Here is a 21,952-nt window from a genome sequence, read left to right on the forward strand (position 1 = left end):
TCCAATACAGCGTGGTCTCATCGGTCACAGTTGGGGAAGAGCATACGGACTCATCCTGTCAGGCTTCTGTAAACAACCAAAACCAGACCGTCAGCCCTTCTTCTTCGACAACGTCGCGTACACCACGATGTTGTCGGTGTAGCTGTGCGCCTTCTGGTTGAAGACTCCGCCACACGTGATGAGCCGGAGCTGGGCGTCGTTGGTGTTGCCGTACACCCGGTTCGTCGGGAACGTCTTCTTGCTGACCTGCTCGATCCCGCTCACGGTGTAGCGGGCCACCTTGCCGTCCGAGCGGTACACGTAGATGTGGTCGCCCTTGGCCAGCTCGTTGAGGCGCTTGAAGACGGCCGCGCCCTTCTTGGTGCTGACGTGGCCGTTGATGATCGAGGGCCCCAGCTCGCCCGGGAGCGGGCTCTTGTTGTACCAGCCCGTCACGTTGGGCTTGCTGAGCGGCGGGGTGCCGAGGGCGCCGGTCTTGGTCAGCTTGACCGGGTTGATCCGGGAGCTGACCTTGATCTTGGGGATGCGGATCCGGGTCGGCCGGGTCTTGGCCTTGGCCTTCTTCGACTTGACCGGCGGGATCGCCGCCACGGTCGGCACGGCGGCCAGGGGCGGCGGCGCCTCCAGGCGGGCCGGGGTGAGCGGCACGTTGTCGCCGCCGGGGCCGACGGTGGGCGCGAGCTGGAAGGCGCCCGCGTTCTGGAACTGCACCGGCGTGGGCTCGCCCTGCGCCAGCGGGACCGAGCCCGAGCCGTCGTCCACCGGCGGGATGAACGACAGCAGGCCGACCATGATGACGCCCACGCCGCCGAGCGAACCGGCGATCAGCAGCGCGGGCATCGCCCGGCTCGTCGGGGACTTCTGCGGCTGGGTCATCGGTCCATCCCTCCGGCATGCTCGGCCCGGCGGCGCCGCATCAGCAGGCCACCGGTGACGCTGCCCATCAACAGCAGGCTGCCGCTCAGCAGCAGTGCTTGCGAGCCGGCCTCCCGTTCCGGAGCCTCACCCGTGTCCACACCGCCGGTAGGAGTCGCGACGACCTGCGCCTTGTAGTTCGTGACGGTGGGGTTGGCGGACGGCGTCGGCGTGGTGGTGCTTCCGGGCACCACCACGCTCACGTGGCGCCCGCCGTCGTTCGGCAGGTCATGGTGGCCGGGCGGCGTGGTGCTGGGGGTCGTGGTGGGGGTTACGGTCGGCGTCCCGGTGTCCGTGGGATCGGGGTCGTTCGTGTCCGTCGGGTCAGGGTCATGCGTGTCCGTCGGATCGGGGCTGGCTCCGCCGACGTTGATCTCGACCGTGCCCGGGTTGTTGGTGATCGTGCAGGTCGACCGGTGCAGCGTCGGCGGATTGATCAGATCCGCGGTGAGCAGCTTGAACGCGTCGAGGTGCACGTCCTTGCCGTCGTCGAGGGCCCGCACCGCCAGCCTGTGGAACCCGTAGGGGAGGTCGTCGCGCCGCCACAGAGTGGAGTTGCCCTCGATGACATTGGTGGGCTCACCGCTCTCGGTCTTCGAGGTGTCCACGATCGCCGACTGGTCGTCGTCGATGATCACCCGGATCCTGCCGACGTCCGGCATCCGGCGGCCGATGACCTCGAACCCGGTGCCGTGGAACTTGATGACGGCCTCGTCGGTGCGGTTCGCGGTCGTGTGCAGGTCACGCCCGTAGTCGCCGTACTGCATCGGCAGGGAGCCCTGGTGGTACCAGCCGCCCTTGTACGTGATCCGGCTGACCTCGTCGTCGTTGACGATCTCCTCGCCCTCAGGCGGGACGAAGTCCACGGTGAGCCCCTGGGGCGTCAGCTGGATGACGCCTTCCTCGGTCATATGCGCCTCGGAGGACATGCCCTCGGGCACTTCCAGCCGCATGTTGGGCTGCAGGTCGCCCTGCTCCTCGACCCCGCGCGGCTGCAGGACGCCGTTCCAGGCGCCTTCGAGCTTGACGTTGCCGACGAGCGAGACCTTGGCCCCGGCCGGGAAGTAGTCGGGCGACATGAACCGGCGGGTGCCGGTGTACTCGACCGTCCAGCCGAGCGACAGCATGCTGCCCGTCTGCATGGTCGTCGGGATCTGCACACGAGCCCTGAGCGTCACCGGAGCACTGCCCGCGACCCCATTGGTGCAGCTGTAGTCGACGACCAGATTGAAGGTCTGCGCCTCCGCGGGCATCGTCAGCAGCCCGGCCGAAGCCGTTAAGCCGACTGATGCGGCTATCCATGCCCTACGCCACCGACTCACGGCGTTCTCCGATCACGCACACACGAAACCGAAGCTAGATCTTAGGGGCGGCAAGCCAGACAACAGGTGCATCTCATTGCACTTGTGATGAACCCGTGTCCAGGTCTCCAGAATCGTATTCTGGTGTCCGGAGAACCCACCTAGGAGGCGTCATGGAGCGAGACCTCTTCGACGAGGAACACCTGCTCTTCCGGGAGACCGTGCGCGAGTTCATGACCCGCGAGGTCGCCCCCCACCACGACCAGTGGGAGAAGGACGGCATCGTGCCACGGGACGTCTGGAAGAAGGCCGGAGAGGTCGGCATGTTCGGGTTCTCGGTGCCGGAGGAGTACGGCGGCGCCGGCATCAAGGACTTCCGCTACAACGCGGTCATCGTCGAGGAGCTCATCGGGAAGGGCGCCTCCGGCCTGGGCTTCTCGCTGCACAACGACGTCATGGCCCCGTACCTGGTGGATCTGACCGATGACGGGCAGAAGCAGCGCTGGCTGCCCGGGTTCGTCAGCGGGGAGCTGATCACCGCGATCGCGATGACCGAGCCGGGCGCGGGCAGCGACCTGCAGGGCATCAGGACGACCGCGGTCCGCGAGGGCGATCACTACGTGGTGGACGGGCAGAAGACGTTCATCACCAACGGCATCAACGCCGACCTCGTGGTGGTGGTCGCCAAGACCGACCCGTCGGCCGGGGCCAGGGGCGTGACGCTGCTGGTGGTGGAGCGGGGCATGGAGGGCTTCGGCCGGGGCCGCAACCTCGACAAGATCGGCATGAAGGCGCAGGACACCGCCGAGCTGTTCTTCGAGAACGTGCGGGTGCCGGTCGCCAACCGCCTGGGCCCCGAGGACGGCCAGGGCTTCTTCCAGCTGATGAACAACCTGCCGCAGGAGCGGATGTCGATCGCGGTGGCGGCCGTGGCGGCGGCGGAGACGGTGCTGGCCGCGACGATCGAGTACTGCAAGAACCGCCAGGCGTTCGGCCGCAACCTCGGCTCGTTCCAGAACACCCGGTTCGTCCTGGCCGAGCTGGCCACCGAGACGGAGATCGCCCGCCACTACGTGGACAAGTGTGTCCTGGCGCTCAACGCCGGCACGCTCACCGCGGTCGACGCGGCCAAGGCCAAGTGGTGGACGACCGAGCTGCAGACCAAGGTCATCGACCGGTGTCTCCAGCTGCACGGCGGCTACGGCTACATGATGGAGTATCCGGTGGCCAAGGCCTGGCTGGACAGCCGGGTGCAGACCATCTACGGCGGCACCACCGAGATCATGAAGGAGATCATCGGCCGGTCCTTCGGCTTCTGACCCGCGCGGAACCCGAGCCGGCGGCGCATACTGGACTGCATGGACAGCGGCCTGATCCTCCTGGTCTTCCTGGCCCTGTTGTTCGCCTGGGGCCTCAACCGGGTGCGCCGGGCGATCCGGCTCGGACCCGTCGGCTACGCCGGAGTGGTGATCGTCTTCATCATCGTCATGCTGCTGCTGTGGGGGCAGACGATGCGCTAACCGCTGCTGCCCTCCAGCAGCACCCGCGTCACCAGCGCCGGGTCGTCGGTCATCGGCAGGTGGCCGCAGCCCTTGAGCAGCTTGACCCGCTGACCCGACCACTTGGCGGCGCGCACGGCCTGGCGGCGCGGCAGCAGCCGGTCGTGCTCGCCCCAGGCGATGGTGATCGGCGCCTTGGGCGGCGCGGGCGGCATCACGTTCGTGAACGACTCCAGCGTCTGGTCGAACCCGCTCGCCGAGGCGAGCGCCTGGGTGGCGGCGAGCAGCGCGGTCGGCGTCATCCGCGACGGGTGCGCGACCATCAGGCCGACCGACAGCGCCCGGCCGACGGGGTTCTCCGCCAGCTCGGCGGCCTGCTCGGGCGGCAGCGAGCGCGCCGTCTTCCGGGTCGCCCTGAGCACCGCCTGGCAGTAGAGCAGCTCCGAGCGGGACCAGAACCCGGCGGGCGAGAGCGCCGTCGCCGTGCGTACGGTGCCGCGCGAGGCCAGCTCCAGCGCCAGGTAGCCGCCGAGCGAGTTGCCCGCGACGTGCGGCTCGCGGACGCCCAGCAGCGCGCAGAACGACTCGACCGCGTCGGCCAGCGACTCCGGGGTGTACGGGACGCCGTCAGGCAGTCCGGGCGAGCGCCCGAACCCGGGCAGGTCGACGGCGATCACGTCGCGCGAGGCGGCCAGCCGGTCCATCACCGGCAGCCATCCCTGCCAGTGGTGACCGATGCCGTGGACGAGGATCAGCGGCTCGCCCGTGCCGCGGCGTTCGAAGGCCAGCTCCATGCAGGCAGTGAACCACTCACCGGCCCCTGGTGGGAATCTCGAACCAGACCGCTTTGCCTTCCCTGGTAGGACGCGAGCCCCAGCGCTTGGCCAACTGGTCGACGAGGTAGAGGCCGCGGCCGCCCTCGTCGTTCTCGCCCGCGCTGCGGATGCGCGGCAGCCGCAGGTCCTGGTCGAAGACCTCGACCCAGACGGACTCGTCGCCGCGGCGCAGCCGGAGCGTGAACTCCTTGTCGCCGACCACATCGTCGTCGAAACTGTCGAAGCCGGGCACGTCCCACGACTCCTCGAAGGGCAGCGGCGGCCCGTCGACGACCAGCTCCCTGCGCGGCACGGTGGCGGTCGAGGCGTGCAGCACGACGTTGGTGACGACCTCGGAGACCAGCAGGCAGGCCAGCTCGGCCCGCTCCTCGGGGACGTTCCAGTCGGCGAAGGCGTCGGAGGCCATCCGCCGCGCCTCCCCCACCATGATCGGCTGGGCCGGGAACGTGCGCTCCTCGACGTCGAGGTCCTCGTCGCTGGAGCGGATGACCAGGATGGCCATGTCGTCGTCGATCTCACCGGGCACGGCGACCGTGGCGGCCTCGGCGATGCGCTCGACCTCGGCCTTGGTCATCGTGGCGAGCTTCTCGCAGAGCAGGCCGAGCGTCTCCTCCTCGTCCTGCGCCGGACCGGTGCGGGTGGGGCGGCGGTCGACCAGGCCGTCGGTGTAGAGCAGCAGCGCGGCGCCGGGCGGGAGCGTGCGGGTCTCTTCCTTGTAGACCAGGTCGGCGTGCAGGCCCTTGGCGCGCACCCCCAGCGGCTGGCCGACCTCCTCTATGTCGAGCTCGACGCACTCGCCGTCGCTCAGCAGCAGCGGCGGCGCGTGGCCGGCGTTGGCGAACGAAAGCTGGCGCGACCAGGCGTCGTAGACGAGGTACTGGCAGGTGACGATGGGCGGGATGCTGATGTCGGCCCCGGAGTCGTCCTTCTCCGGGGTGGCGATGATGCGGGTCCACTCGTCGAGCCTGGCCAGGATGTCGGCGGGCGACTTGTCGTCCTGGGCGAAGGCCCGCAGCGCGGCGCGCAGCTGGCCCATGATGGCCGCGGCCTTGGCGCCCCGGCCCTCGACGTCGCCGATCACGATGCCGACCCGGCCGGCCGAGAGCGGGATCACGTCGTACCAGTCGCCCCCGACCTGGGTCTGGATGCCCTGACCGTGGGAGGCGAGCGGCGCGGCGGGGTAGTAGCGGACCGCGATCTGGAGCCCGTCGAGCTGCGGCAGCGCCCGCGGCAGCAGGTGCTTCTGGAACGACTCGGCGGTGTGGCGCTCCTCCTCGAACAGCAGCGCGTTGTCGATCGCGACCGCCACGCGGGTCGCGATGGCGCCGACGAAGTCGCGGTCGAAGGCGTCGTAGTGAGGGCTGCGGCGGTCGGTGAGGTTGGACAGCCCGAGGTACATCAGGCCCAGCGTCTCGCCGCGCACGGTCAGCGGCGCGACGATCGCGGAGGTCATGCCGATCTCGCCGCACAGCCGCGCGCTGCCCTCGCTCGGGGACGGGAAGCTGTTGCCGGAGAAGTCGTCGACCAGGATGGTCTCCTGGCGGCGCAGCGCGGCGTCGGCGTAGTGGCCGGCGGGGTAGCGGATCTCCGCGCCGACGGGCTTCCAGGTGCCGGCCGGCGGCTCCCAGCCCTGCACGTGCTGGGAGATCCGGCGCACCAGCCGGTCGCCCTCCATCAGCTCGATGAAGCAGTGGTCGGCGAACTGCGGGACGAGCATCTCGGCCACCCGCTTGAGCGTCTCCTCGACGTACAGCGAGCCGGCCAGCCGCTCGCCGATGCGTTCCAGCAGACCGAAGCGGTCCTTCTCGCGCTCGTTGCTGCGGAGCGCCTCGCGGGCGGTGATGACGACGCCGGTCACCGAGCCCGACGGGTGGCGCAGCGGCACGGCCTGCGCGCGGACGTAGAGGATGGCGCCGTCGCCGCGGCGCACGTCGAACGTGCCCTCCCAGACGTTGCCCTTGAGCACGTGTTTGGCCAGCTCGATCGCCTGCGGGTGGTCCTTCTCCATGATGCCGAACGACAGCACGGAGGAGTCGCGCGCCGACTTGCCAGGCCGGCCGAACAGCTTCTCGGCGAAGGGGTTCCAGTAGAGGAGATTGCTGAACCGGTCCGTCACCACCACGGCCATGTCGGCATGGTCGAGAACGGACTCGGCGGCAAGGCGATCAGCCGCGTCGTGAGACAGATCCCCCCAGCGTGTCATCCGGAGACCACTCCTCGGGGAAGCGTGCGGGAAAAGACCACGGGCGCTCCTGCAACAGTGTTGGCCGGGGGGGAGTGGAGGATCTCCCGGATGGGATCAGCGTCTGGACACGAAGACGTGCACCGCCACATCACGCGGGATCTCCGCGAGAGAGTCGTTCGCGTCACCGTCACCTGTCACCCGCACACCGTCGTCGCTCGCCGCGAGCGTCACCTCGCGTCCGGGTTGTATCCCAACTTGCTTGAGTTTAAGCATGAGAGCGGGATCGCTTTGCACTTGTTCGCTAATTCGGCGCACGGTCACGGACACACCCTGAGAACCGGCGAGTTCGGTCATGGGGGTCAGCTGGGACTCGGTCGCGTCGGCGGCCTCCTCGGCGCCCAGCTCGGCCAGGCCGGGAATGGGGTTGCCGTGGGGGCAGAAGGTGGGGTTGCCCAGCAGCTTGACCAGGCGCTGCTCCACCGACTCGGACATCACGTGCTCCCAGCGGCAGGCCTCGATGTGCACCTCCTCCCAGGGCATGCCGATCACGTCGATCAGCAGGCACTCGGCGAGGCGGTGCTTGCGCATCACCCGCGTGGCGAGGGCGCGGCCCAGGTCGGTCATCGCCAGGTGGCGGTCGCCCTCGACGCGGACGAGGCCGTCGCGCTCCATGCGGCCGACGGTCTGGCTCACGGTCGGGCCGCTCTGCTGCAGGCGCTCGGCGATGCGGGCGCGGAGGGGGATGATGCCCTCCTCCTCGAGCTCGTAAATCGTCCGGAGATACATCTCCGTGGTGTCGATCAGGCCGTGTGCGGTCAAGGCTCCTCCCTCATGCCATGCTAGCCGGTCGTCTCGGGACTGAGCCCTTCCGCTTCGGGCACAGGATCAGGCTCGAAGCCTATGGGGAGAACGACCGGCGATGACAACCAACGTCAACAATTCCGCAGCCCGCTTCCTTCCCGAGAGTCACGATCTGGGATCGTTGCGTAGCGCGGCGGCCGGCTGTGAAGGATGCGATCTGTTCAGGAACGCCACCCAGACGGTGTTCGGCGAGGGGCCGGGACGCGCCCGCTACATGCTCGTCGGCGAGCAACCGGGCGACCAGGAGGACCGTCAGGGCCACCCGTTCGTCGGCCCCGCCGGGCGCATCCTGGACCGCGGCCTGGAGGAGGCGGGGATCGACCGCGACGAGGTGTACGTCACGAACGCGGTCAAACACTTCTCCTTCACCGAACGCGGCAAGCGGCGGATCCACCAGAAGCCGACGGCGGCCGAGATCGAGGCCTGCCGGCCGTGGCTGGACGCCGAGCTGGCCGCGGTGCGTCCCGGGGTGGTCGTCGTGATGGGCGCCACGGCCGCGCGGTCGCTGCTCGGGAGGACGTTCCGGGTGACCAGGCAGCGCGGCGAGCCGGTGCCGATGGGCGACGCGCTCGCGGTCGCCACCATCCATCCGTCGGCGGTGCTGCGCGCCCCCGACCGTGACGCGGCGTACGCGGGCTTCCTGGCGGACCTGCGCGTCGCCGCCGGAACGGCCGGGCACACCCGCTGACCCCGGACGTACGGTCAGCGTGACCGGTAGTTCCTGAAGCTCGCCACCGACAGCCCGACGACCAGCACCGCGGCGGCGCACGCGAGCCCGCCGCCGACCCAGGCCGTCGTCAGCCCGAACGCGGTCGCGGTGGCCCCGGCGCGCACGTCGCCCAGCCGCGGCCCGCCCGCGACCACCACCATGAAGACGCCCTGCAGCCGCCCACGCATCTCGTCGGGCGCGTAGAGCTGCAGGATCGACTGCCGCCACACCGACGACACCACGTCGGCCGCTCCCCCGACGGCCATGAACACCAGGACGAGCCAGAGCTGGTCGGCCAGCCCCGCCGCCGCCACCGCCAGCCCCCACAGCGCGATGACGAAGGTGAGCGCCAGCCCCTGGCGCTTGACGCGGGTGACCCAGCCGGAGAACAGCCCGCCGAGCACCGCGCCGATGGCCATCGAGGAGTTGAGCCAGGCCAGCGCGATCAGCGAGCCGCCGAAGCGCTGGTCGGCCAGCTCCGGGAAGAGAGCTCTGGGCAGCGCGAACACCATGGCGATGATGTCCACGGCGAACGACATCAGCAGGATCGGGCTGGTGACGATGAAGCTCAGCCCCTCCGCCACCGACCGCCAGCCCGGCCTGGACACCTCGCCGAGCGGGGCCAGCGACGGCAGCCGGAAGGCCGCGTACAGGCCGGCCGTGAATAGCACCGCGTCCACCGCGTACGCGGCCGCGAACCCGCCCTGCGTCAGCAGCACGCCACCGACCATGGGCCCGCCGACGGCCCCGAGGCTGTAGACGAGCGAGTTGAGCGCGTTGGCCGACGGCACCAGCTCCGGAGGCAGCAGCCTGGGGATGATCGCGCCCCTGGTGGACGAGCTGACCGCGAACCCGGCCGCGCTCAAGGCCACCGTGGCGAGCAGCGCGTACACGCTCGGCACGCCGACGATCGACTGCACCAGCAGGAGTACGGTGCCGGCCCAGGCGACCAGCGACCCGGCGACGAGCAGCTTGCGCCGGTCCACGGCGTCGGCCACGGCCCCGCCCCACAGCCCGAACACCACCAGCGGGAGCAGGTTCGCCAGGCCGAGCATGCCGACCCAGAACGAGGAGTCCGTCAGCTCGTAGACCTGCTGGCTGACCGCGACCACCGTGACCGCGAGCCCGACGTGGGAGACCGCCTGTCCCATCCAGAGCCGCCGGTAGGCGGGCACCTTCAGTGGCCGGGTGTCTACCAGATGACGTTTGACGAACTCCCCGAGTGACACAAGCGGTCAGATTAGGGCGCAAGCCTGTCAAGCACCCACCCGGCCGGGCTCCGGCGGTACCGGAGCCGGTCGTGCATCCGGTCCAGCCGCCCCTGCCAGAACTCCACCTCGCGCGGCGTCACCAGGAAACCGCCCCAGAAGTCGGGCACCGGCGGATCCTCCGGCCAGCGGCTCGCGAGCTCCTCGTAACGGGCGTCCAGGTCCTCCCGCGAGCGCACCACGGCGGACTGGCGCGAGGCCCACGCCCCGATGCGCGACCCGTACGGCCGGGAGGCGAAGTAGGCGGCCGACTCCTCCTGCGGCAACCGCGTCACCGTGCCCTCCACGCGCACCTGGCGGCGGATCGGATGCCACGGGAACAGCAGCGAGGCCCACGGGTTCTCGGCCAGGTCGCGGCCCTTGCGGGACTCGTAGTTGGTGTAGAAGACGAACCCGCGCTGGTCGTACTCCTTGAGCAGGACGGTCCTGGCGCTCGGCCGGGCGCCGGCGGAGGCGGTGGCGAGCACCATGGCGTTCGGCTCCGGCAGGCCGGCGTCGAGGGCCTCCTGGAACCAGGTGGTGAACTGGGCTATGGGATCGGCGGCGACAGCGGTTTCGAGCAGCGGTTCGCCCACGTACGAGCGGCGAAGCCCCGCCAGTGAGGGCGGTCGCGAGGTGGCATCCACGAGAAGGTATTCTTGCGCGCTTGGTGGAGAAGCCCATACTAGGCCCCCTACCTGCGGTTTCGGTCTATCGGCGGGTCCGGCGACCGGCCACGAGAGGGGAGAGGGTTAAATTGACCCGCCGGTATCTCGACATCAAGCAATTGCCGGAACATGGCAGGAAAGGGAGGCGGCCGACGTGTCCGACTTCAAACCCGGCCTCGAGGGCGTCGTAGCTTTCGAGACGGAGATCGCGGAACCGGACAAAGAAGGGGGCGCCCTTCGATACCGGGGCGTCGACATCGAAGAGCTGGTCGGCCGTGTCCCCTTCGGGCACGTTTGGGGCCTGCTGGTCGACAACAAGTTCCAACCGGGCCTCCCCCCGGCGGAGCCTTACCCCATTCCTGTTCACTCCGGCGACATCCGCGTAGACGTGCAGAGCGCGCTGGCCATGCTGGCCCCCGCCTACGGCTTCAAGCCGCTGCTCGACATCTCCGACGAGGAGGCGCGTGACCAGCTCGCCCGCGCCTCTGTGATGGCGCTGTCCTTCGTGGCCCAGTCGGCGCGCGGCCTCGGCCTGCCGATGGTGCCGGAGCAGCGCGTCGACGAGGCCAAGACCATCGTCGAGCGTTTCATGATCCGCTGGCGCGGTGAGCCCGACCCCAAGCACGTCAAGGCCATCGACGCCTATTGGACCTCCGCGGCCGAGCACGGCATGAACGCTTCCACGTTCACCGCCCGCGTCATCGCCTCCACCGGCGCCGACGTGGCGGCGGCGCTGTCCGGAGCGGTCGGCGCCATGTCCGGCCCGCTCCACGGCGGCGCTCCCGCCCGGGTGCTCCACATGATCGAAGGTGTGGAGCAGATGGGCGACGCCAAGAAGTACGTGCAGAGCGAGCTCGACAAGGGCCAGCGGCTGATGGGCTTCGGCCACCGCGTCTACCGCGCGGAGGACCCGCGCGCCAGGGTGCTGCGCCGCACGGCCAAGGAGCTGGACGCGCCGCGGTACGAGGTCGCGGCGGCCCTGGAGAAGGCGGCCCTGGAGGAGCTGCACGCCCGCAAGCCCGACCGGGTGCTCGCCACCAACGTCGAGTACTGGGCCGCTGTGGTGCTCGACTTCGCCGAGGTTCCCTCGCACATGTTCACCTCGATGTTCACCTGCGCCCGCACGGCCGGCTGGGCCGCGCACGTCCTGGAGCAGAAGCGCACCGGCAGGCTGGTCCGCCCGAGCGCCAACTACACCGGCCCGACGTCCCGCCCGCTGTCCGACGTCCCCGGCGCCTCCGAGGTCGCCGGCACGATCTGACCTGATCACGACAACGGCCCGCCGGCCCCCGGCGGGCCGTTCTCGTGCGGCCGTACGACCCGGGTGACCGGGCACTTTCACGCGCGCCGCGCCCGACGTCTCACAATCCGGACCCTGGACGAGCCAGTCCTCGCACGTCAGTAACCTGGTGAGGTGGCTGACATCGTGATTCCCGCTGACATCAAGCCCGCCGACGGCCGCTTCGGCTGCGGGCCCTCGAAGGTTCGTACCGAGCAGCTGGCCGCGCTCGCCTCGTCCGGCGCGAGCGTCATGGGCACCTCCCACCGCCAGAAGCCGGTCAAGAGCCTGGTCGGCCGCGTCCGCTCCGGCCTGGCCGACCTGTTCTCGCTGCCCGAGGGCTACCAGGTCGTGCTCGGCAACGGCGGCACCACCGCGTTCTGGGACATCGCCGCCTTCGGGCTCATCCGCGACCGGTCACAGCACCTGTCGTTCGGCGAGTTCTCCTCGAAGTTCGCGACGGTCGCCAAGAAGGCGCCGTGGCTCTCCGACCCCTCGGTGATCAAGTCCGAGGTCGGCACCCACCCCGAGGCGGTCGCCGAGGACGGCGTCGACGTCTACGCGCTCACCCACAACGAGACCTCGACCGGCGTCGCCATGCCGATCAGGCGGGTCGGCGGCGACGACGCGCTGGTGCTGGTCGACGCCACCTCCGGCGCGGGCGGCCTGCCCGTCGACGTGTCCGAGACCGACGTCTACTACTTCGCCCCGCAGAAGAGCTTCGCCTCCGACGGCGGCCTGTGGATCGCGCTGATGTCGCCGCGCGCCCTTGCCCGCGTCGAGGAGATCGCGGCGAGCGGCCGGTTCGTGCCGGAGTTCTTCAGCCTGCCGGTCGCGATCGACAACTCCGCCAAGGACCAGACCTACAACACCCCGGCGGTGGCCACGCTGTTCCTGCTGGCCGACCAGCTCGACTGGATGAACGGCAACGGCGGCCTGGCCTGGACCACGGCCCGCACCGCCGACTCGGCGCAGCGGCTCTACACCTGGGCCGAGAAGTCGTCCTTCGCCACCCCGTTCGCCGCCCCGGAGTTCCGCTCCCAGGTGGTCGGCACGATCGACTTCTCCGACGACGTCGACGCGGCGGCGGTGGCCAAGGTGCTGCGCGCCAACGGCATCGTCGACACCGAGCCCTACCGCAAGCTCGGCCGCAACCAGCTGCGCATCGCGATGTTCCCGGCCATCGACCCGGCCGACGTCGAGGCGCTGACGGCCTGCGTCGACCACGTGGTCGGACGCCTCTGACCCGCCCCGGGGCCGTCCGCTAGCGGATGGCCCCGGCCGGCCGGCGCAGGACCCACGCGGCCACCAGGCCGCCGATGAGCCCGAACAGGTGGCCCTGCCAGGAGATGTACGGGTCGCTCGGCAGCACGCCGGCCAGGATCGACCAGTACGCGATGACCACGCCGATGCCGATGACGATGTCGAGCGCCCGCCGGTCGAACAACCCGCGCGCGACGACGTACCCGAAGTAGCCGAACACCAGCCCGCTGGCCCCCACCGTGACGGTGCCGGGGCCGCTGGCGAACCAGGTGCCGATGCCGCCGATGACGATGATCAGCAGGCTCGCCGCCAGAAACCTGCCGATGCCGCGCAGCCCCGCCAGGAACCCGAGCACGAGCAGCGGCAGCGAGTTGGCCATCAGGTGGCCGAACCCGCCGTGCAGGAACGGCGCCGTGAAGATGCCGACCAGCCCTTGCGGGTCCCAGCCCCTGATGCCGTAGGCGAGGTCGGGAGTGCCCGGCGTCAGGTAGTCGAAGATCTCGACGGCCCACATGACGCCCACGATCGCGAGCATCGTCAGCAGCGAAGCCAGGGCGCCAGAGAGCAGCGAGGCCAGCCCGCTCTTGGCTGACTCGAAACGCGGCCGCGAGTAGTCGCTCATGCCTCTCCCAGATGACGTCGTCCTTTTACCGTACGCAGGAACTACCGCAAGCGCGCATAAAAGAACCCCCTCCCGGTGTCCGGGAGGGGGCGCGGAGTCGGGTTATTCGCCCTTCCACCGGGGCGCGCGCTTCTCGGCGAAGGCCGCGGCGCCCTCCATGGCGTCCTTGGAGCCGAACACCGGCTGGACGATCGCCCCCTGCTTGCGGAACATCTCCTCCAGCGACCAGTCCTGCGACTCGATGACCACCCGCTTGGTCGCGGCCAGCGCGAGCGGCGCGTTCGCGGCGATCCTGCGGGCCAGCTCGATCGCCCCCGCCAGCGCCTCGCCCGGCTCGGTGACCCGGTTGACCAGGCCCAGCTCGTACAGGCGCGCGGCCGGGTAGTGGTCGCCGGTGAGCGCGATCTCCATGGCCACGTGGTACGGGATGCGCCGCGGCAGCCGCATGATGCCGCCCGCGCCGGCCACCAGGCCCCGCTTGGGCTCCGGCAGGCCGAACTTGGACTCCGAGGAGGCCACGATGAGGTCGCAGGACAGGGCCAGCTCGAAGCCGCCCGCCAGCGCGTACCCCTCGACGGCGGCCACGATCGGCTTCTTGGGCGGCGCCTCGGTCATGCCCCCGAACCCGCGTCCTTCCACGACGGGGAAGTCGCCGGACAGGAACCCCTTGAGGTCCATGCCCGCGCAGAACGTGCCGCCGGCGCCGGTCAGCACGTAGGCGGAGACCTCCGGGCGGGCGTCGAGCGCGTCCAGCGCCTCGGCGACGCCCCTGGCCACCGCCCCGTTGACCGCGTTGCGGGCCTTCGGACGGTTGATGGTGATCACGGCGACGCCGTCGGACTCCTCGACGAGCACTTCGTCAGACACGGGACCTCATTTACTTGGGCTGGAATCGGATGCCGCCGTCGAAGCGGATGACCTCGGCGTTCATGTAGTCGTTCTGGATCAGCGAGTGCACCAGGTGGGCGAACTCGTCGGCACGGCCCATGCGCTTGGGGAACACCACCGGCGCCACCAGCTTGGCCTTGAACTCGTCGGCGTTGGCCGAGAAGCCGTAGATGGGGGTGTCGATGATGCCCGGGCAGATCGTGTTCACCCGGATGCCCACGGCGGCCAGGTCGCGGGCGGCCGGGACGGTCATGCCGACGATGCCGCCCTTGGAGGCGCTGTAGGCGAGCTGCCCGGTCTGGCCCTCCAGCGCCGCCACCGAGGCGGTGTTGACGCACACGCCGCGCTGCCCGTCGGCGTCGACCGGCTCGGTCTTGGCGACGGCCGCCGCGCCGATGCGCATGAGGTTGAACGTGCCGATCAGGTTGACCTCGATGACCTTGCGGTAGGTGGCCGGGTTGTGCGGCTCGCCGTTGCGGTTGACGGTGCGCTCGGCCCAGCCGATGCCGGCGCTGTTGACCAGCACCCGGAGCGGCTTGCCGGTGGCGACCGCGGCGTCCACGGCGGCCTGCACCTGGGCGTCGTCCGACACGTCCGTCCTGGCGAAGACACCGCCGAGCTCGTCGGCGACGGCCTTGCCGCGCTCCTCGTTGAGGTCGGCGATGACCACGGTGGCGCCGGCGCGGGCCAGCTCGCGGGCCGTGGCCTCACCGAGGCCGCTGGCGCCGCCGGAAATGATTGCTGAGGATCCGTTCACGTCCATAGCACGGACCCTAACCCCCAACCGAATGAAGTTCTACTCGGGGTGGGGTCAAATTCCCCCCACGGCGCTGTCGACGTCGGAGTAGACCTTGATGCGCCGGTCGAGACCGGTGGTCCGCAGGATGCGCGCCACCGGGGCCTGGGGCGCCGCCAGCGACACCCCGCCGCCCTCGCCGGTGGCCAGCCGCCAGGCCTCGATCAGCACCGACAGGCCGCTGGAGTCCATGAACGAGAGCTGCTGGAGATCGAGGACGAGCCGGGCGCCGTCTTGCTTGATGGCATCACGTACCTCGTCACGGAGGACCGGCGCGGTGAACAGATCCAGCTCTCCCGCAACGGCCACCACCACGGCGTCACCGAGGGAATGTCGCGCAAGCCGCAGCTTCATTGGCCCCTCCTCGATGAGCCACTGTACTTCGACTTGCCCGGGTAGAGGGCACCCACAAACTACGATCAGCAGTATGAATGAGGACGAGACGGCGCTGGGCGTTCGCCTGCCGTCCGTCCGCCTGAGCCCGCTGCGCGCGGTGTTGCGGAGGATGGCCATCGCGCTGGCGATGCTGCTGGCCATGTTCGCGCTGGTCGCCATGGATCTCGACGGCTACCGCGACAACGTCGACGGCGACGTGTCGCTGCTCGACGCGCTCTACTACGTGACCGTCTCCATCTCCACGACCGGGTACGGCGACATCACCCCCGTCACCACGCCGGCCAGGGTCGTCAACATCGTGGCCGTGACGCCGCTGCGCATCGCCTTCCTGGTCGTGCTCGTGGGCACCACGCTGGAGGTGCTCACCCGGCGCACCAGGGACGCCATCCTGACCGAACGCTGGAGGGCCAGGTTGCAGGACCACACCGTGATCGTCGGCTACGGCACCAAGGGCCGGGCCGCCGCCCGCACGCTGCTCGACAACGGCAGTCCCAAGGAGTCCATCGTGGTCGTGGACCCGGACCCGGCGGTCGTGGACGAGGCCGCGTCCGACGGCTTCGCCGGCGTCCTGGGCGACGGCACCCGCAGCCACGTCCTGGGCCGCGCCCGGATCAGGACCGCGGGCCAGGTCATCATCGCCACCCGGCGCGACGACACCACCGCCCTGGTCACGCTCACCGCGCGCAGCCTCAACCCGGGGGCGACGATCGTGGCCGCGGTCCGCGAGGCGGAGAACGACCCGCTGGTCCGCCAGAGCGGCGCCGACGTGGTCATCACCTCGGCCGAGGCGGCCGGGCGGATGCTGGGCGTGGCCACGCAGAGCCCCGCGGTCAGCGCCCTGATCCAGGATCTGCTCACCTACGGCAAGGGCGTCGACCTGCGCGAGCGTCTCGTACGTCCCGAGGAGGTGGGCGGCCCGCCGGTCAAGGGCGAGGAGCTGCCCGTCGCGGTCGTCAGGGACGGCCGCATGTTCACCTACGCCGACCCGCGCGCCGCCGAGCTGCGCCAGGGCGACAAACTGGTGGTCATCCACGTTCCGCCGCAGCCGGGATAGCGAACCCGTAGGGCAGCTCCAGCCGGTGGCGGGCGAGCAGCTCGGCGTCGCCGAGCAGCTCCCGCGTCGGCCCGTCGGCCGCGACGACCCCGTCCGACAGGATCATCGCCCGCTCGCACAGCTCCAGCGCGTACGGCAGGTCGTGGGTGACCATGAGCACCGTCACGTCCAGGGAGCGCAGGATCTCCGCCAGCTCCCTGCGGGCCGCCGGATCCAGGTTGGACGAGGGCTCGTCGAGCACCAGGATCTCCGGCTCCATCGCCAGCACGGTCGCCACCGCCACCCGGCGGCGCTGGCCGAACGACAGGTGGTGCGGCGGGCGGTCGGCGACGTCGAGCATGCCGACCCGTTCCAGCGCGTTCTTGACCACGGCCGCGAGCTCCTCGCCGCGCACGCCCGCGTTGGCCGGGCCGAACGCCACGTCGTCGCGGACGGTGGGCATGAAGAGCTGGTCGTCGGGATCCTGGAAGACCAGGCCGACGCGCTGCCTGATCTCCTTGAGCGTGTCGCGGCGCACCGGGGTGCCGGCCACCGTCACGGTGCCGTGGCCGGGGGTGAGTATGCCGTTGAGATGCATGACGAGCGTGGTCTTGCCGGCGCCGTTGGGGCCGAGCAGCGCCACCCGCTCGCCGCGCCGGATAGCCAGGTCGACGCCGAACAGCGCCTGCGTCCCGTCGGGGTAGGCGTAGGCGAGCCGGCTGACTTCGAGCGAGTTCGGGATCATACGGCGAGTCCCAACAGGAGCACGGCCAGAGCCGCGAGCGGGAGAGCGAGCGCTGTCCCCCATTGTCGCGCGGTGGCCGACAAATCATGAATTATCGGCATCTGGCCTGAATATCCGCGGCTGAGCATGGCCAGGTGAACCCGCTCACCGCGCTCGTACGAACGGATGAACAGCGCCCCCGCCGAGCGCGCGATCACCGGCGCGTGCCGGAGGTCGCGCGCCTGGAAACCCCGCGACTCCCTGGCGACGCGCATCCGCCGCATCTCGTCCAGGATCACGTCCAGGTAGCGGAGCATGAACATGGCGATCTGCACCAGCAGGTCGGGCACCCGCAGCCGCCGGGCCCCCACCAGCACGTCACGCGGCTCGGTGGTGGACGCCAGCAGGATCGAGGCCGTGACCCCGAGCGTCGCCTTGGCCAGGATGTTCCAGGCCGCCCAGAGCCCGGGGACGCTCAGCGACAGCCCGAGCACCTCCGTCCGCTCCCCCAGCCCGATGACCGGGATGAGGAACGCGAACAGCACGAACGGCAGCTCGACGACCATGCGCCGCAGGATGTGCCCCGGCGGGATCCGGGCCACGGCCGCCACCGCGGCGAGCATGCCCGCGTACAGACCGAAGGCCCAGAACCACTCGCGCGGCGTGGCCACCATCACGATCGCGAACGCCAGGACGGCGAGCAGCTTGCACTGCGGCGGCAGCCGGTGGACCGGCGAGCCGCCCGGGAGATAGAGCCGGCGCCCCACGCCCATCGGTGCCCGCTCAGACCCTCTCGCCGGACGAGGCCCGGCCGCGCGCCCGTGCCGCGTAGGCGGTCACGCCCGCCACGATCAGCGTCAGCGCGACGCCGACGATGCCCGCGACGCCCACCGGGATGCCGCCCACCTCGCCGTAGTCGGCCAGCGCGAACCCGCCGAACACGTGGTCGGTCGCCTGCCCCAGGAAGCCCTGCTCCTCGGCGACCGACTCCAGCCCGTCAGGGTGCGGCGAGGCGAAGAACGACACGATCCCGGCCAGCAGCAGCGACACCCCCAGCCCGCCGAGCAGGAACGGCAGCCTTCCGACCCCGGCCGCGGGCTCCGGCGCGCGTCCGGTGACCGTGCTGGTCCCGTCGGCGCCGCGCAGCACCAGCGGCGCGGCCAGCTCGCGCGCCCCGTACACCAGGTCGGGACGGACGGACAGCACCGCGGCCACGGTCAGCGCGGTGATCAGGCCCTCGCCGACGCCGATCAGCACGTGCACGCCGGTCATCGCGGCGGCCACGGTCGCGAGGTCGATCGGCGCGGTGCCGCCGATCCAGAACAGCAGCGTGAACACCAGCGCGGAGGCGGGCACCGACAGCAGCGCCGCCGCGAAGGACGCCGCGGTCACGCCGCCCCGCCCCGGCACGACCCGCGTGACCAGCCGGAACACGCCCCAGCCGACCAGCACCGTGACCAGGCCCATCAGGATGATGTTGACCCCCAGCGCGGTCAGCCCGCCGTCGGCGAAGAACAGCGCCTGCACCAGCAGGACCACGGCTATGGCGAGCACCCCGGTGAAGGGTCCGGCCAGGATGGCCGCCAGCGCCCCGCCCAGCAGGTGGCCGCTGGTGCCGCCGGCGACCGGGAAGTTCAGCATCTGGACGGCGAAGACGAAGGCGGCGACCAGCCCGGCCATCGGGGCCGTCCGGTCGTCGAGCTCCCGGCGGGCGCCGCGCAGGCAGACCGCCACTCCGGCCGCCGCGACCACGCCCGCGGAGACGGACACCGCGGCGGTGAAAAAGCCATCGGGTACGTGCACGACGAGCCTCCAAGCAGAGGGGCCGGACACCCCCCACTTTAGGTCATCGATGTGCAGTTGCATATATATTGCATTAGCGCATGATTCTTTTCAGGAGCGCCCGCGCGGACAGCCGCCGCACGACCGCGCTGAGCCGCCCCCTGTTCGAGGTCGCGTACGGGCGCGCGACGCACGGCTCGGTGCCCAGCAGCCAGCGACGGGGCCCGGCGACCGACTCCGCGCCGGCCTCGATCCTGAACCTGGCGGGCGGCCCGCCCAGGTCGAGCTCCAGATAGGCGTCCCAGACCCCGGGGCCGAACCGCCCCACCGCCGGCCTGGCCACGAAGCCGCCGCCCGCCAGCCCGACCACCCGGTCGGCCCGCTCGCTCCCGCTGCCGCGCTCGCGCCACACCAGCCGCCGCACGGCCTCGGGCGGCGGCGCGGCCCCGGCCACCGCGATCTCGCCGTCGAGCACCAGCCGCCGCCCGAGCGACCAGCGGGTGCCGACCAGGCGCGCGCTGCCTGGCACGCCGACCGCGTGCCCGCCGACGTCCAGGCTGAGGTTGTCGTGATCGCGGGTGAAGTACGGCAGCACGGCGACCTCGCCGACCAGCCGGGCAGGCGGGCGGGCCAGGGCGGTGTCGCGGTCGGCGCCCAGCCTGGCCGAGCGGGTCACCCCGGCCAGCTCGACCGACACGCGCAGGTCCCAGATGCCCGAATCCAGCAGCGCCGGGTCGACCCTGGCGACCCACCGGCCGCCGGACCGGACGGCCGGCACGACCAGCTCCCGCCGGGGTTCGTGCCGGGTGCGCAGCACCAGCGCGACGCCGTCGGGCTCGGCGCATCCCGTCAGCGCGGCCTCGCAGGCCACCACCAGCGTCCGGCCGTCCCAGCACAGCCCGGTCAGCCGGCGCTCGACGGGCGCCGCCTCGATGACGGCCAGCAGGGCCAGCCGCTCCACGTCGCCGAGCGCGGCCAGCCGCTGCCGGTCGGCGCTCCCCAGCCGCTCGCGCACGCCGTCCGTGAGCCACCGGTCGCACAGGGCGGCCACCGCCACGGCGACGTCCTTGCGCTTGACCTCGTCGGCCTCCAGGAAGGGCCGGCCGAGCTGGGCGAGGATGTCGAGCTTGAAGTGGCGGGCCAGCAGGTGGTCGCGGAGCGGGCCGGGCGGGACGTGGTCGGTCATGAGCCGGATCGGCTCGTGGATCATGGCTAGCCAGGCGAGCGGGTCGCGGCTGGCGGGACGCTGCATGACGCTGCTGCCGTCGGGCCTGGCGACCAGGTGGTAGCAGTCGTGGTCGGCGACCACCGAGATCGTCCCGGCGTGGCAGTAGGCGTGCACGGTGAAGTAGATGTCCTCGCCGACGAACACGCCCTCGCGGAACCGGATGCGGTGGCGCTCCAGCATGTCCCGGCGGAACAGCTTGAAACAGCTCAGGCTGTTGTAGACGGCGCTCTCGCCCAGCTCGGCCCGATCGGCGTTGCGCTGGAACATCGACTCCGGGACCCGCCGCCCGTGTCCGACGATCTTGCCGAGCACGATGTCGGCGCCGTTCCTGTCGGCCGCGGACAGCATGTGCTCCAGCGCCCCGGGCCCGAGGTAGTCGTCGGCGTCGCAGAAGAAGACGTAGCGGCCGGTCGCGTGGCCGAGGCCGACGTTGCGCGGCCGTCCGGCGCCGCCGGAGCTCTCCACCTGGACCACCTTGACCGTGCCCCGGTGGTGGGCGGCGTAGAGGCCGAGCAGCTCGGCGGTGCCGTCGGTGGAGCCGTCGTCGACGACCACGATCTCCTTGGCGACCCGCTGGACGAGCACGGACGTGAGGCACCGGTCGAGATAGGGCCGGCAGTCGCGGGCCGGGATCACGATGCTGACGTCGACCGGAACTTCGCCGCCGACCTCCATGGAAACCTCCCGCGGGTCGTCACCGTGTGCTCCTGACCGGTATCAGTATGTGACCATCGCGCGGCGCGGGTGGGTGGATTCGGCGGTCTTCATGCCTTCCTTTTGCAGAGTGCGCCTATTCCGACACATTCTGAGAATTGTGCAGGTAAGGTCACCGATTACGGCATATAACCCGCACCGAATCAGCTTCAGGGACGCAGTTATCCCCCGCGGGAGAAGAGAACTTCCCCGGAGGAGCAGTGCCGTACCTCCAGGTCCTCCCGGATGATCGGCGGGGCCCGAGCGCGCGTCTACAGTGAGGCAATCTTGACGTGGAGGTGGCGGGGATGGGATCGGATCTGCGCAGGCGGACGGCAGGCAAGGGGTCGATCGTGCACACAGCGGAATTCATCGTCTCCTCGGCAAGGCTGACGGAGCTCCACGAATGCTCGGCGCTGCTCCGCCACACCCGGCAACGGGCGGAGGAGATCGTGGACGAGGCGCGCACGCTGCTGTCGGAGGCCGAGCAGGCGGGCGACGGCGAGCGGGTGCTGGAGCTGACCGTGCAGCTCGACCAGGCGCGCCGCTCCTACTGCCAGGTGCTGAACGCGTACATGGTCATCAGCCGCCGGATCACCACCGAGCGCCAGGCGATCCTCCAGGCGCAGATGGAAGCCGACCGGCACGCCGGCCTCACCGGTGTGGCCTGATTTTCTTGTGAACTTTTCTGGGATGAGAGACGTCAAAAGGACATAACGGCTAGCCGCCGCTTGAACGGGCTCCAGCTCCCCGGTGTTCTCTCCCGGGGAGCTGGAGTAGGGGGCGCTTTCATGCCTCGACGCGGGGCAGGTCGGGGCGGGCGGCCTCTTGCAGACGCTCGACGAGCTGACCCTGCTGCTCCGGGGTGAGGCGCACGGGCCAGACCGCGGGCAGCATCAGCACGTCGCCGTTGGAGAGGCCGACGAACTCGACGGGGAATGACGGGGAGGAGATCACAGTGCTGACATTCTGGCACGTCATCGGGCTCCGCGAGCTGGGTTCGCATCCTGGTACTCCCGGAGATCTT

23 protein-coding genes are annotated in these 21,952 nt (G+C 70.6%); 7 read left to right on the top strand and 16 right to left on the bottom strand.

All coding sequences use genetic code 11. The annotated features are described in order from the left end of the window. Nucleotides 1-90: 90 nt before the first annotated feature. A complete protein-coding gene (locus ACIBF7_RS41725; protein WP_148036738.1) occupies nucleotides 91-876 on the bottom strand; it encodes a class F sortase in 786 nt (261 codons plus the stop codon). Then, on the bottom strand, nucleotides 873-2,168 hold the full coding sequence (locus ACIBF7_RS41730) for a hypothetical protein (protein WP_397199602.1): 1,296 nt from the start codon (nucleotides 2,166-2,168) through the stop codon (nucleotides 873-875). Before ACIBF7_RS41730 ends, ACIBF7_RS41725 begins: the two co-directional genes overlap by 4 nt. A gap of 221 nt (nucleotides 2,169-2,389) precedes the next feature. On the opposite strand from ACIBF7_RS41730, the gene ACIBF7_RS41735 reads away from it, so the two are divergent. Both ACIBF7_RS41735 and ACIBF7_RS41740 read left to right on the top strand, forming a co-directional pair. Continuing rightward, on the top strand, nucleotides 2,390-3,535 hold the full coding sequence (locus ACIBF7_RS41735) for an acyl-CoA dehydrogenase family protein (protein WP_397199603.1): 1,146 nt from the start codon (nucleotides 2,390-2,392) through the stop codon (nucleotides 3,533-3,535). Nucleotides 3,536-3,574: 39 nt separating this feature from the next. Continuing rightward, nucleotides 3,575-3,736, top strand: a complete 162-nt coding sequence (locus ACIBF7_RS41740) for a hypothetical protein (RefSeq protein WP_187281611.1) — start codon at nucleotides 3,575-3,577, stop codon at nucleotides 3,734-3,736. Here the strand turns inward: ACIBF7_RS41740 and ACIBF7_RS41745 are convergent. The 3 genes from ACIBF7_RS41745 to ACIBF7_RS41755 all read right to left on the bottom strand — a co-directional run bounded on the left by ACIBF7_RS41745 (nucleotide 3,733) and on the right by ACIBF7_RS41755 (nucleotide 7,555). Then, a complete protein-coding gene (locus tag ACIBF7_RS41745) occupies nucleotides 3,733-4,509 on the bottom strand; it encodes an alpha/beta fold hydrolase (RefSeq protein ID WP_364233122.1) in 777 nt (258 codons plus the stop codon). The two genes, ACIBF7_RS41740 and ACIBF7_RS41745, sit on opposite strands and share 4 nt — an antisense overlap. A gap of 16 nt (nucleotides 4,510-4,525) precedes the next feature. Beyond that, nucleotides 4,526-6,754 (bottom strand): SpoIIE family protein phosphatase, encoded by a 2,229-nt coding sequence (locus ACIBF7_RS41750; RefSeq protein WP_148036734.1) that lies wholly within the window; start codon nucleotides 6,752-6,754, stop codon nucleotides 4,526-4,528. 96 nt (nucleotides 6,755-6,850) lie between these two features. Then, entirely contained in the window at nucleotides 6,851-7,555 is a 705-nt protein-coding gene (locus ACIBF7_RS41755) for a metal-dependent transcriptional regulator (RefSeq protein ID WP_148036733.1), read from the bottom strand. A 100-nt stretch (nucleotides 7,556-7,655) separates the two neighbouring features. Here ACIBF7_RS41755 and ACIBF7_RS41760 point away from each other — a divergent pair, with 100 nt between their 5' ends. Next, nucleotides 7,656-8,285: a UdgX family uracil-DNA binding protein gene (locus ACIBF7_RS41760; RefSeq protein ID WP_364233119.1), complete on the top strand. Its 630-nt coding sequence runs from the start codon at nucleotides 7,656-7,658 to the stop codon at nucleotides 8,283-8,285. Between the two features lie 14 nt (nucleotides 8,286-8,299). Here the strand turns inward: ACIBF7_RS41760 and ACIBF7_RS41765 are convergent, their stop codons facing one another. After that, nucleotides 8,300-9,535, bottom strand: a complete 1,236-nt coding sequence (locus tag ACIBF7_RS41765) for an MFS transporter (RefSeq protein ID WP_219546192.1) — start codon at nucleotides 9,533-9,535, stop codon at nucleotides 8,300-8,302. An 11-nt stretch (nucleotides 9,536-9,546) separates the two neighbouring features. Continuing rightward, nucleotides 9,547-10,200 carry a pyridoxamine 5'-phosphate oxidase gene (pdxH, locus tag ACIBF7_RS41770; RefSeq protein WP_148036730.1) on the bottom strand — a complete coding sequence of 218 codons (654 nt, stop codon included), beginning with the start codon at nucleotides 10,198-10,200 and terminating at the stop codon, nucleotides 9,547-9,549. Between the two features lie 175 nt (nucleotides 10,201-10,375). Here pdxH and ACIBF7_RS41775 point away from each other — a divergent pair, with 175 nt between their 5' ends. Both ACIBF7_RS41775 and serC read left to right on the top strand, forming a co-directional pair. After that, nucleotides 10,376-11,482 (top strand): citrate synthase 2, encoded by a 1,107-nt coding sequence (locus ACIBF7_RS41775; protein ID WP_148036729.1) that lies wholly within the window; start codon nucleotides 10,376-10,378, stop codon nucleotides 11,480-11,482. Nucleotides 11,483-11,635: 153 nt separating this feature from the next. Then, the gene (gene serC, locus ACIBF7_RS41780) at nucleotides 11,636-12,745 is read left to right on the top strand and encodes a phosphoserine transaminase (protein ID WP_148036728.1); all 1,110 of its coding nucleotides are present in this window, start codon (nucleotides 11,636-11,638) and stop codon (nucleotides 12,743-12,745) included. Between the two features lie 19 nt (nucleotides 12,746-12,764). Here serC and ACIBF7_RS41785 read toward each other — a convergent pair whose 3' ends face one another. The 4 genes from ACIBF7_RS41785 to ACIBF7_RS41800 form a co-directional block, all read right to left on the bottom strand. After that, nucleotides 12,765-13,385: a rhomboid family intramembrane serine protease gene (locus ACIBF7_RS41785; protein WP_364233114.1), complete on the bottom strand. Its 621-nt coding sequence runs from the start codon at nucleotides 13,383-13,385 to the stop codon at nucleotides 12,765-12,767. Between the two features lie 102 nt (nucleotides 13,386-13,487). After that, the gene (locus ACIBF7_RS41790) at nucleotides 13,488-14,252 is read right to left on the bottom strand and encodes a crotonase/enoyl-CoA hydratase family protein (protein ID WP_364233112.1); all 765 of its coding nucleotides are present in this window, start codon (nucleotides 14,250-14,252) and stop codon (nucleotides 13,488-13,490) included. Between the two features lie 10 nt (nucleotides 14,253-14,262). Then, nucleotides 14,263-15,036, bottom strand: a complete 774-nt coding sequence (locus tag ACIBF7_RS41795; protein ID WP_148036725.1) for an SDR family NAD(P)-dependent oxidoreductase — start codon at nucleotides 15,034-15,036, stop codon at nucleotides 14,263-14,265. Nucleotides 15,037-15,084: 48 nt separating this feature from the next. After that, on the bottom strand, nucleotides 15,085-15,423 hold the full coding sequence (locus ACIBF7_RS41800; protein WP_148036724.1) for an STAS domain-containing protein: 339 nt from the start codon (nucleotides 15,421-15,423) through the stop codon (nucleotides 15,085-15,087). A 73-nt stretch (nucleotides 15,424-15,496) separates the two neighbouring features. On the opposite strand from ACIBF7_RS41800, the gene ACIBF7_RS41805 reads away from it, so the two are divergent. Then, the gene (locus ACIBF7_RS41805; RefSeq protein ID WP_364233109.1) at nucleotides 15,497-16,519 is read left to right on the top strand and encodes a potassium channel family protein; all 1,023 of its coding nucleotides are present in this window, start codon (nucleotides 15,497-15,499) and stop codon (nucleotides 16,517-16,519) included. Here the strand turns inward: ACIBF7_RS41805 and ACIBF7_RS41810 are convergent. The 4 genes from ACIBF7_RS41810 to ACIBF7_RS41825 all read right to left on the bottom strand — a co-directional run bounded on the left by ACIBF7_RS41810 (nucleotide 16,491) and on the right by ACIBF7_RS41825 (nucleotide 20,907). After that, nucleotides 16,491-17,243, bottom strand: coding sequence for an ABC transporter ATP-binding protein (locus ACIBF7_RS41810; protein ID WP_364233107.1), 753 nt, complete (start codon nucleotides 17,241-17,243; stop codon nucleotides 16,491-16,493). The two genes, ACIBF7_RS41805 and ACIBF7_RS41810, sit on opposite strands and share 29 nt — an antisense overlap. Beyond that, a complete protein-coding gene (gene cbiQ / locus ACIBF7_RS41815) occupies nucleotides 17,240-17,995 on the bottom strand; it encodes a cobalt ECF transporter T component CbiQ (RefSeq protein ID WP_364233104.1) in 756 nt (251 codons plus the stop codon). Before cbiQ ends, ACIBF7_RS41810 begins: the two co-directional genes overlap by 4 nt. 10 nt (nucleotides 17,996-18,005) lie before the next feature. Continuing rightward, on the bottom strand, nucleotides 18,006-19,025 hold the full coding sequence (locus ACIBF7_RS41820) for an energy-coupling factor ABC transporter permease (protein ID WP_271278943.1): 1,020 nt from the start codon (nucleotides 19,023-19,025) through the stop codon (nucleotides 18,006-18,008). A 73-nt stretch (nucleotides 19,026-19,098) separates the two neighbouring features. Then, nucleotides 19,099-20,907 carry a glycosyltransferase family 2 protein gene (locus tag ACIBF7_RS41825; protein WP_345483095.1) on the bottom strand — a complete coding sequence of 603 codons (1,809 nt, stop codon included), beginning with the start codon at nucleotides 20,905-20,907 and terminating at the stop codon, nucleotides 19,099-19,101. A 371-nt stretch (nucleotides 20,908-21,278) separates the two neighbouring features. On the opposite strand from ACIBF7_RS41825, the gene ACIBF7_RS41830 reads away from it, so the two are divergent. After that, nucleotides 21,279-21,596 carry a hypothetical protein gene (locus ACIBF7_RS41830; RefSeq protein ID WP_148036718.1) on the top strand — a complete coding sequence of 106 codons (318 nt, stop codon included), beginning with the start codon at nucleotides 21,279-21,281 and terminating at the stop codon, nucleotides 21,594-21,596. Nucleotides 21,597-21,714: 118 nt separating this feature from the next. On the opposite strand, the gene ACIBF7_RS41835 is transcribed toward ACIBF7_RS41830, so the two are convergent. Further along, nucleotides 21,715-21,882 (bottom strand): hypothetical protein, encoded by a 168-nt coding sequence (locus ACIBF7_RS41835; protein WP_219546184.1) that lies wholly within the window; start codon nucleotides 21,880-21,882, stop codon nucleotides 21,715-21,717. Between the last annotated feature and the right edge of the window lie 70 nt (nucleotides 21,883-21,952).

The organism is Nonomuraea sp. NPDC050478, from assembly GCF_044458265.1.
In the GTDB taxonomy this organism is placed as follows: domain Bacteria; phylum Actinomycetota; class Actinomycetes; order Streptosporangiales; family Streptosporangiaceae; genus Nonomuraea; species Nonomuraea ferruginea.

What these genes read in the sequence shown, in the direction of transcription:
- ACIBF7_RS41735 (WP_397199603.1), top strand. Translation starts at nt 2,390, where the DNA reads ATGGAGCGAGACCTCTTCGACGAGGAACACCTGCTCTTCCGGGAGACC.
- ACIBF7_RS41805 (WP_364233109.1), top strand. Translation starts at nt 15,497, where the DNA reads ATGAATGAGGACGAGACGGCGCTGGGCGTTCGCCTGCCGTCCGTCCGC.
- ACIBF7_RS41825 (WP_345483095.1), bottom strand. Translation starts at nt 20,907, where the DNA reads ATGGAGGTCGGCGGCGAAGTTCCGGTCGACGTCAGCATCGTGATCCCG.
- ACIBF7_RS41745 (WP_364233122.1), bottom strand. Translation starts at nt 4,509, where the DNA reads ATGGAGCTGGCCTTCGAACGCCGCGGCACGGGCGAGCCGCTGATCCTC.
- ACIBF7_RS41795 (WP_148036725.1), bottom strand. Translation starts at nt 15,036, where the DNA reads ATGGACGTGAACGGATCCTCAGCAATCATTTCCGGCGGCGCCAGCGGC.
- ACIBF7_RS41785 (WP_364233114.1), bottom strand. Translation starts at nt 13,385, where the DNA reads ATGAGCGACTACTCGCGGCCGCGTTTCGAGTCAGCCAAGAGCGGGCTG.
- ACIBF7_RS41750 (WP_148036734.1), bottom strand. Translation starts at nt 6,754, where the DNA reads ATGACACGCTGGGGGGATCTGTCTCACGACGCGGCTGATCGCCTTGCC.
- cbiQ (WP_364233104.1), bottom strand. Translation starts at nt 17,995, where the DNA reads ATGGGCGTGGGGCGCCGGCTCTATCTCCCGGGCGGCTCGCCGGTCCAC.
- ACIBF7_RS41740 (WP_187281611.1), top strand. Translation starts at nt 3,575, where the DNA reads ATGGACAGCGGCCTGATCCTCCTGGTCTTCCTGGCCCTGTTGTTCGCC.
- ACIBF7_RS41760 (WP_364233119.1), top strand. Translation starts at nt 7,656, where the DNA reads ATGACAACCAACGTCAACAATTCCGCAGCCCGCTTCCTTCCCGAGAGT.
- ACIBF7_RS41810 (WP_364233107.1), bottom strand. Translation starts at nt 17,243, where the DNA reads ATGATCCCGAACTCGCTCGAAGTCAGCCGGCTCGCCTACGCCTACCCC.
- ACIBF7_RS41725 (WP_148036738.1), bottom strand. Translation starts at nt 876, where the DNA reads ATGACCCAGCCGCAGAAGTCCCCGACGAGCCGGGCGATGCCCGCGCTG.
- ACIBF7_RS41800 (WP_148036724.1), bottom strand. Translation starts at nt 15,423, where the DNA reads ATGAAGCTGCGGCTTGCGCGACATTCCCTCGGTGACGCCGTGGTGGTG.
- ACIBF7_RS41730 (WP_397199602.1), bottom strand. Translation starts at nt 2,168, where the DNA reads ATGCCCGCGGAGGCGCAGACCTTCAATCTGGTCGTCGACTACAGCTGC.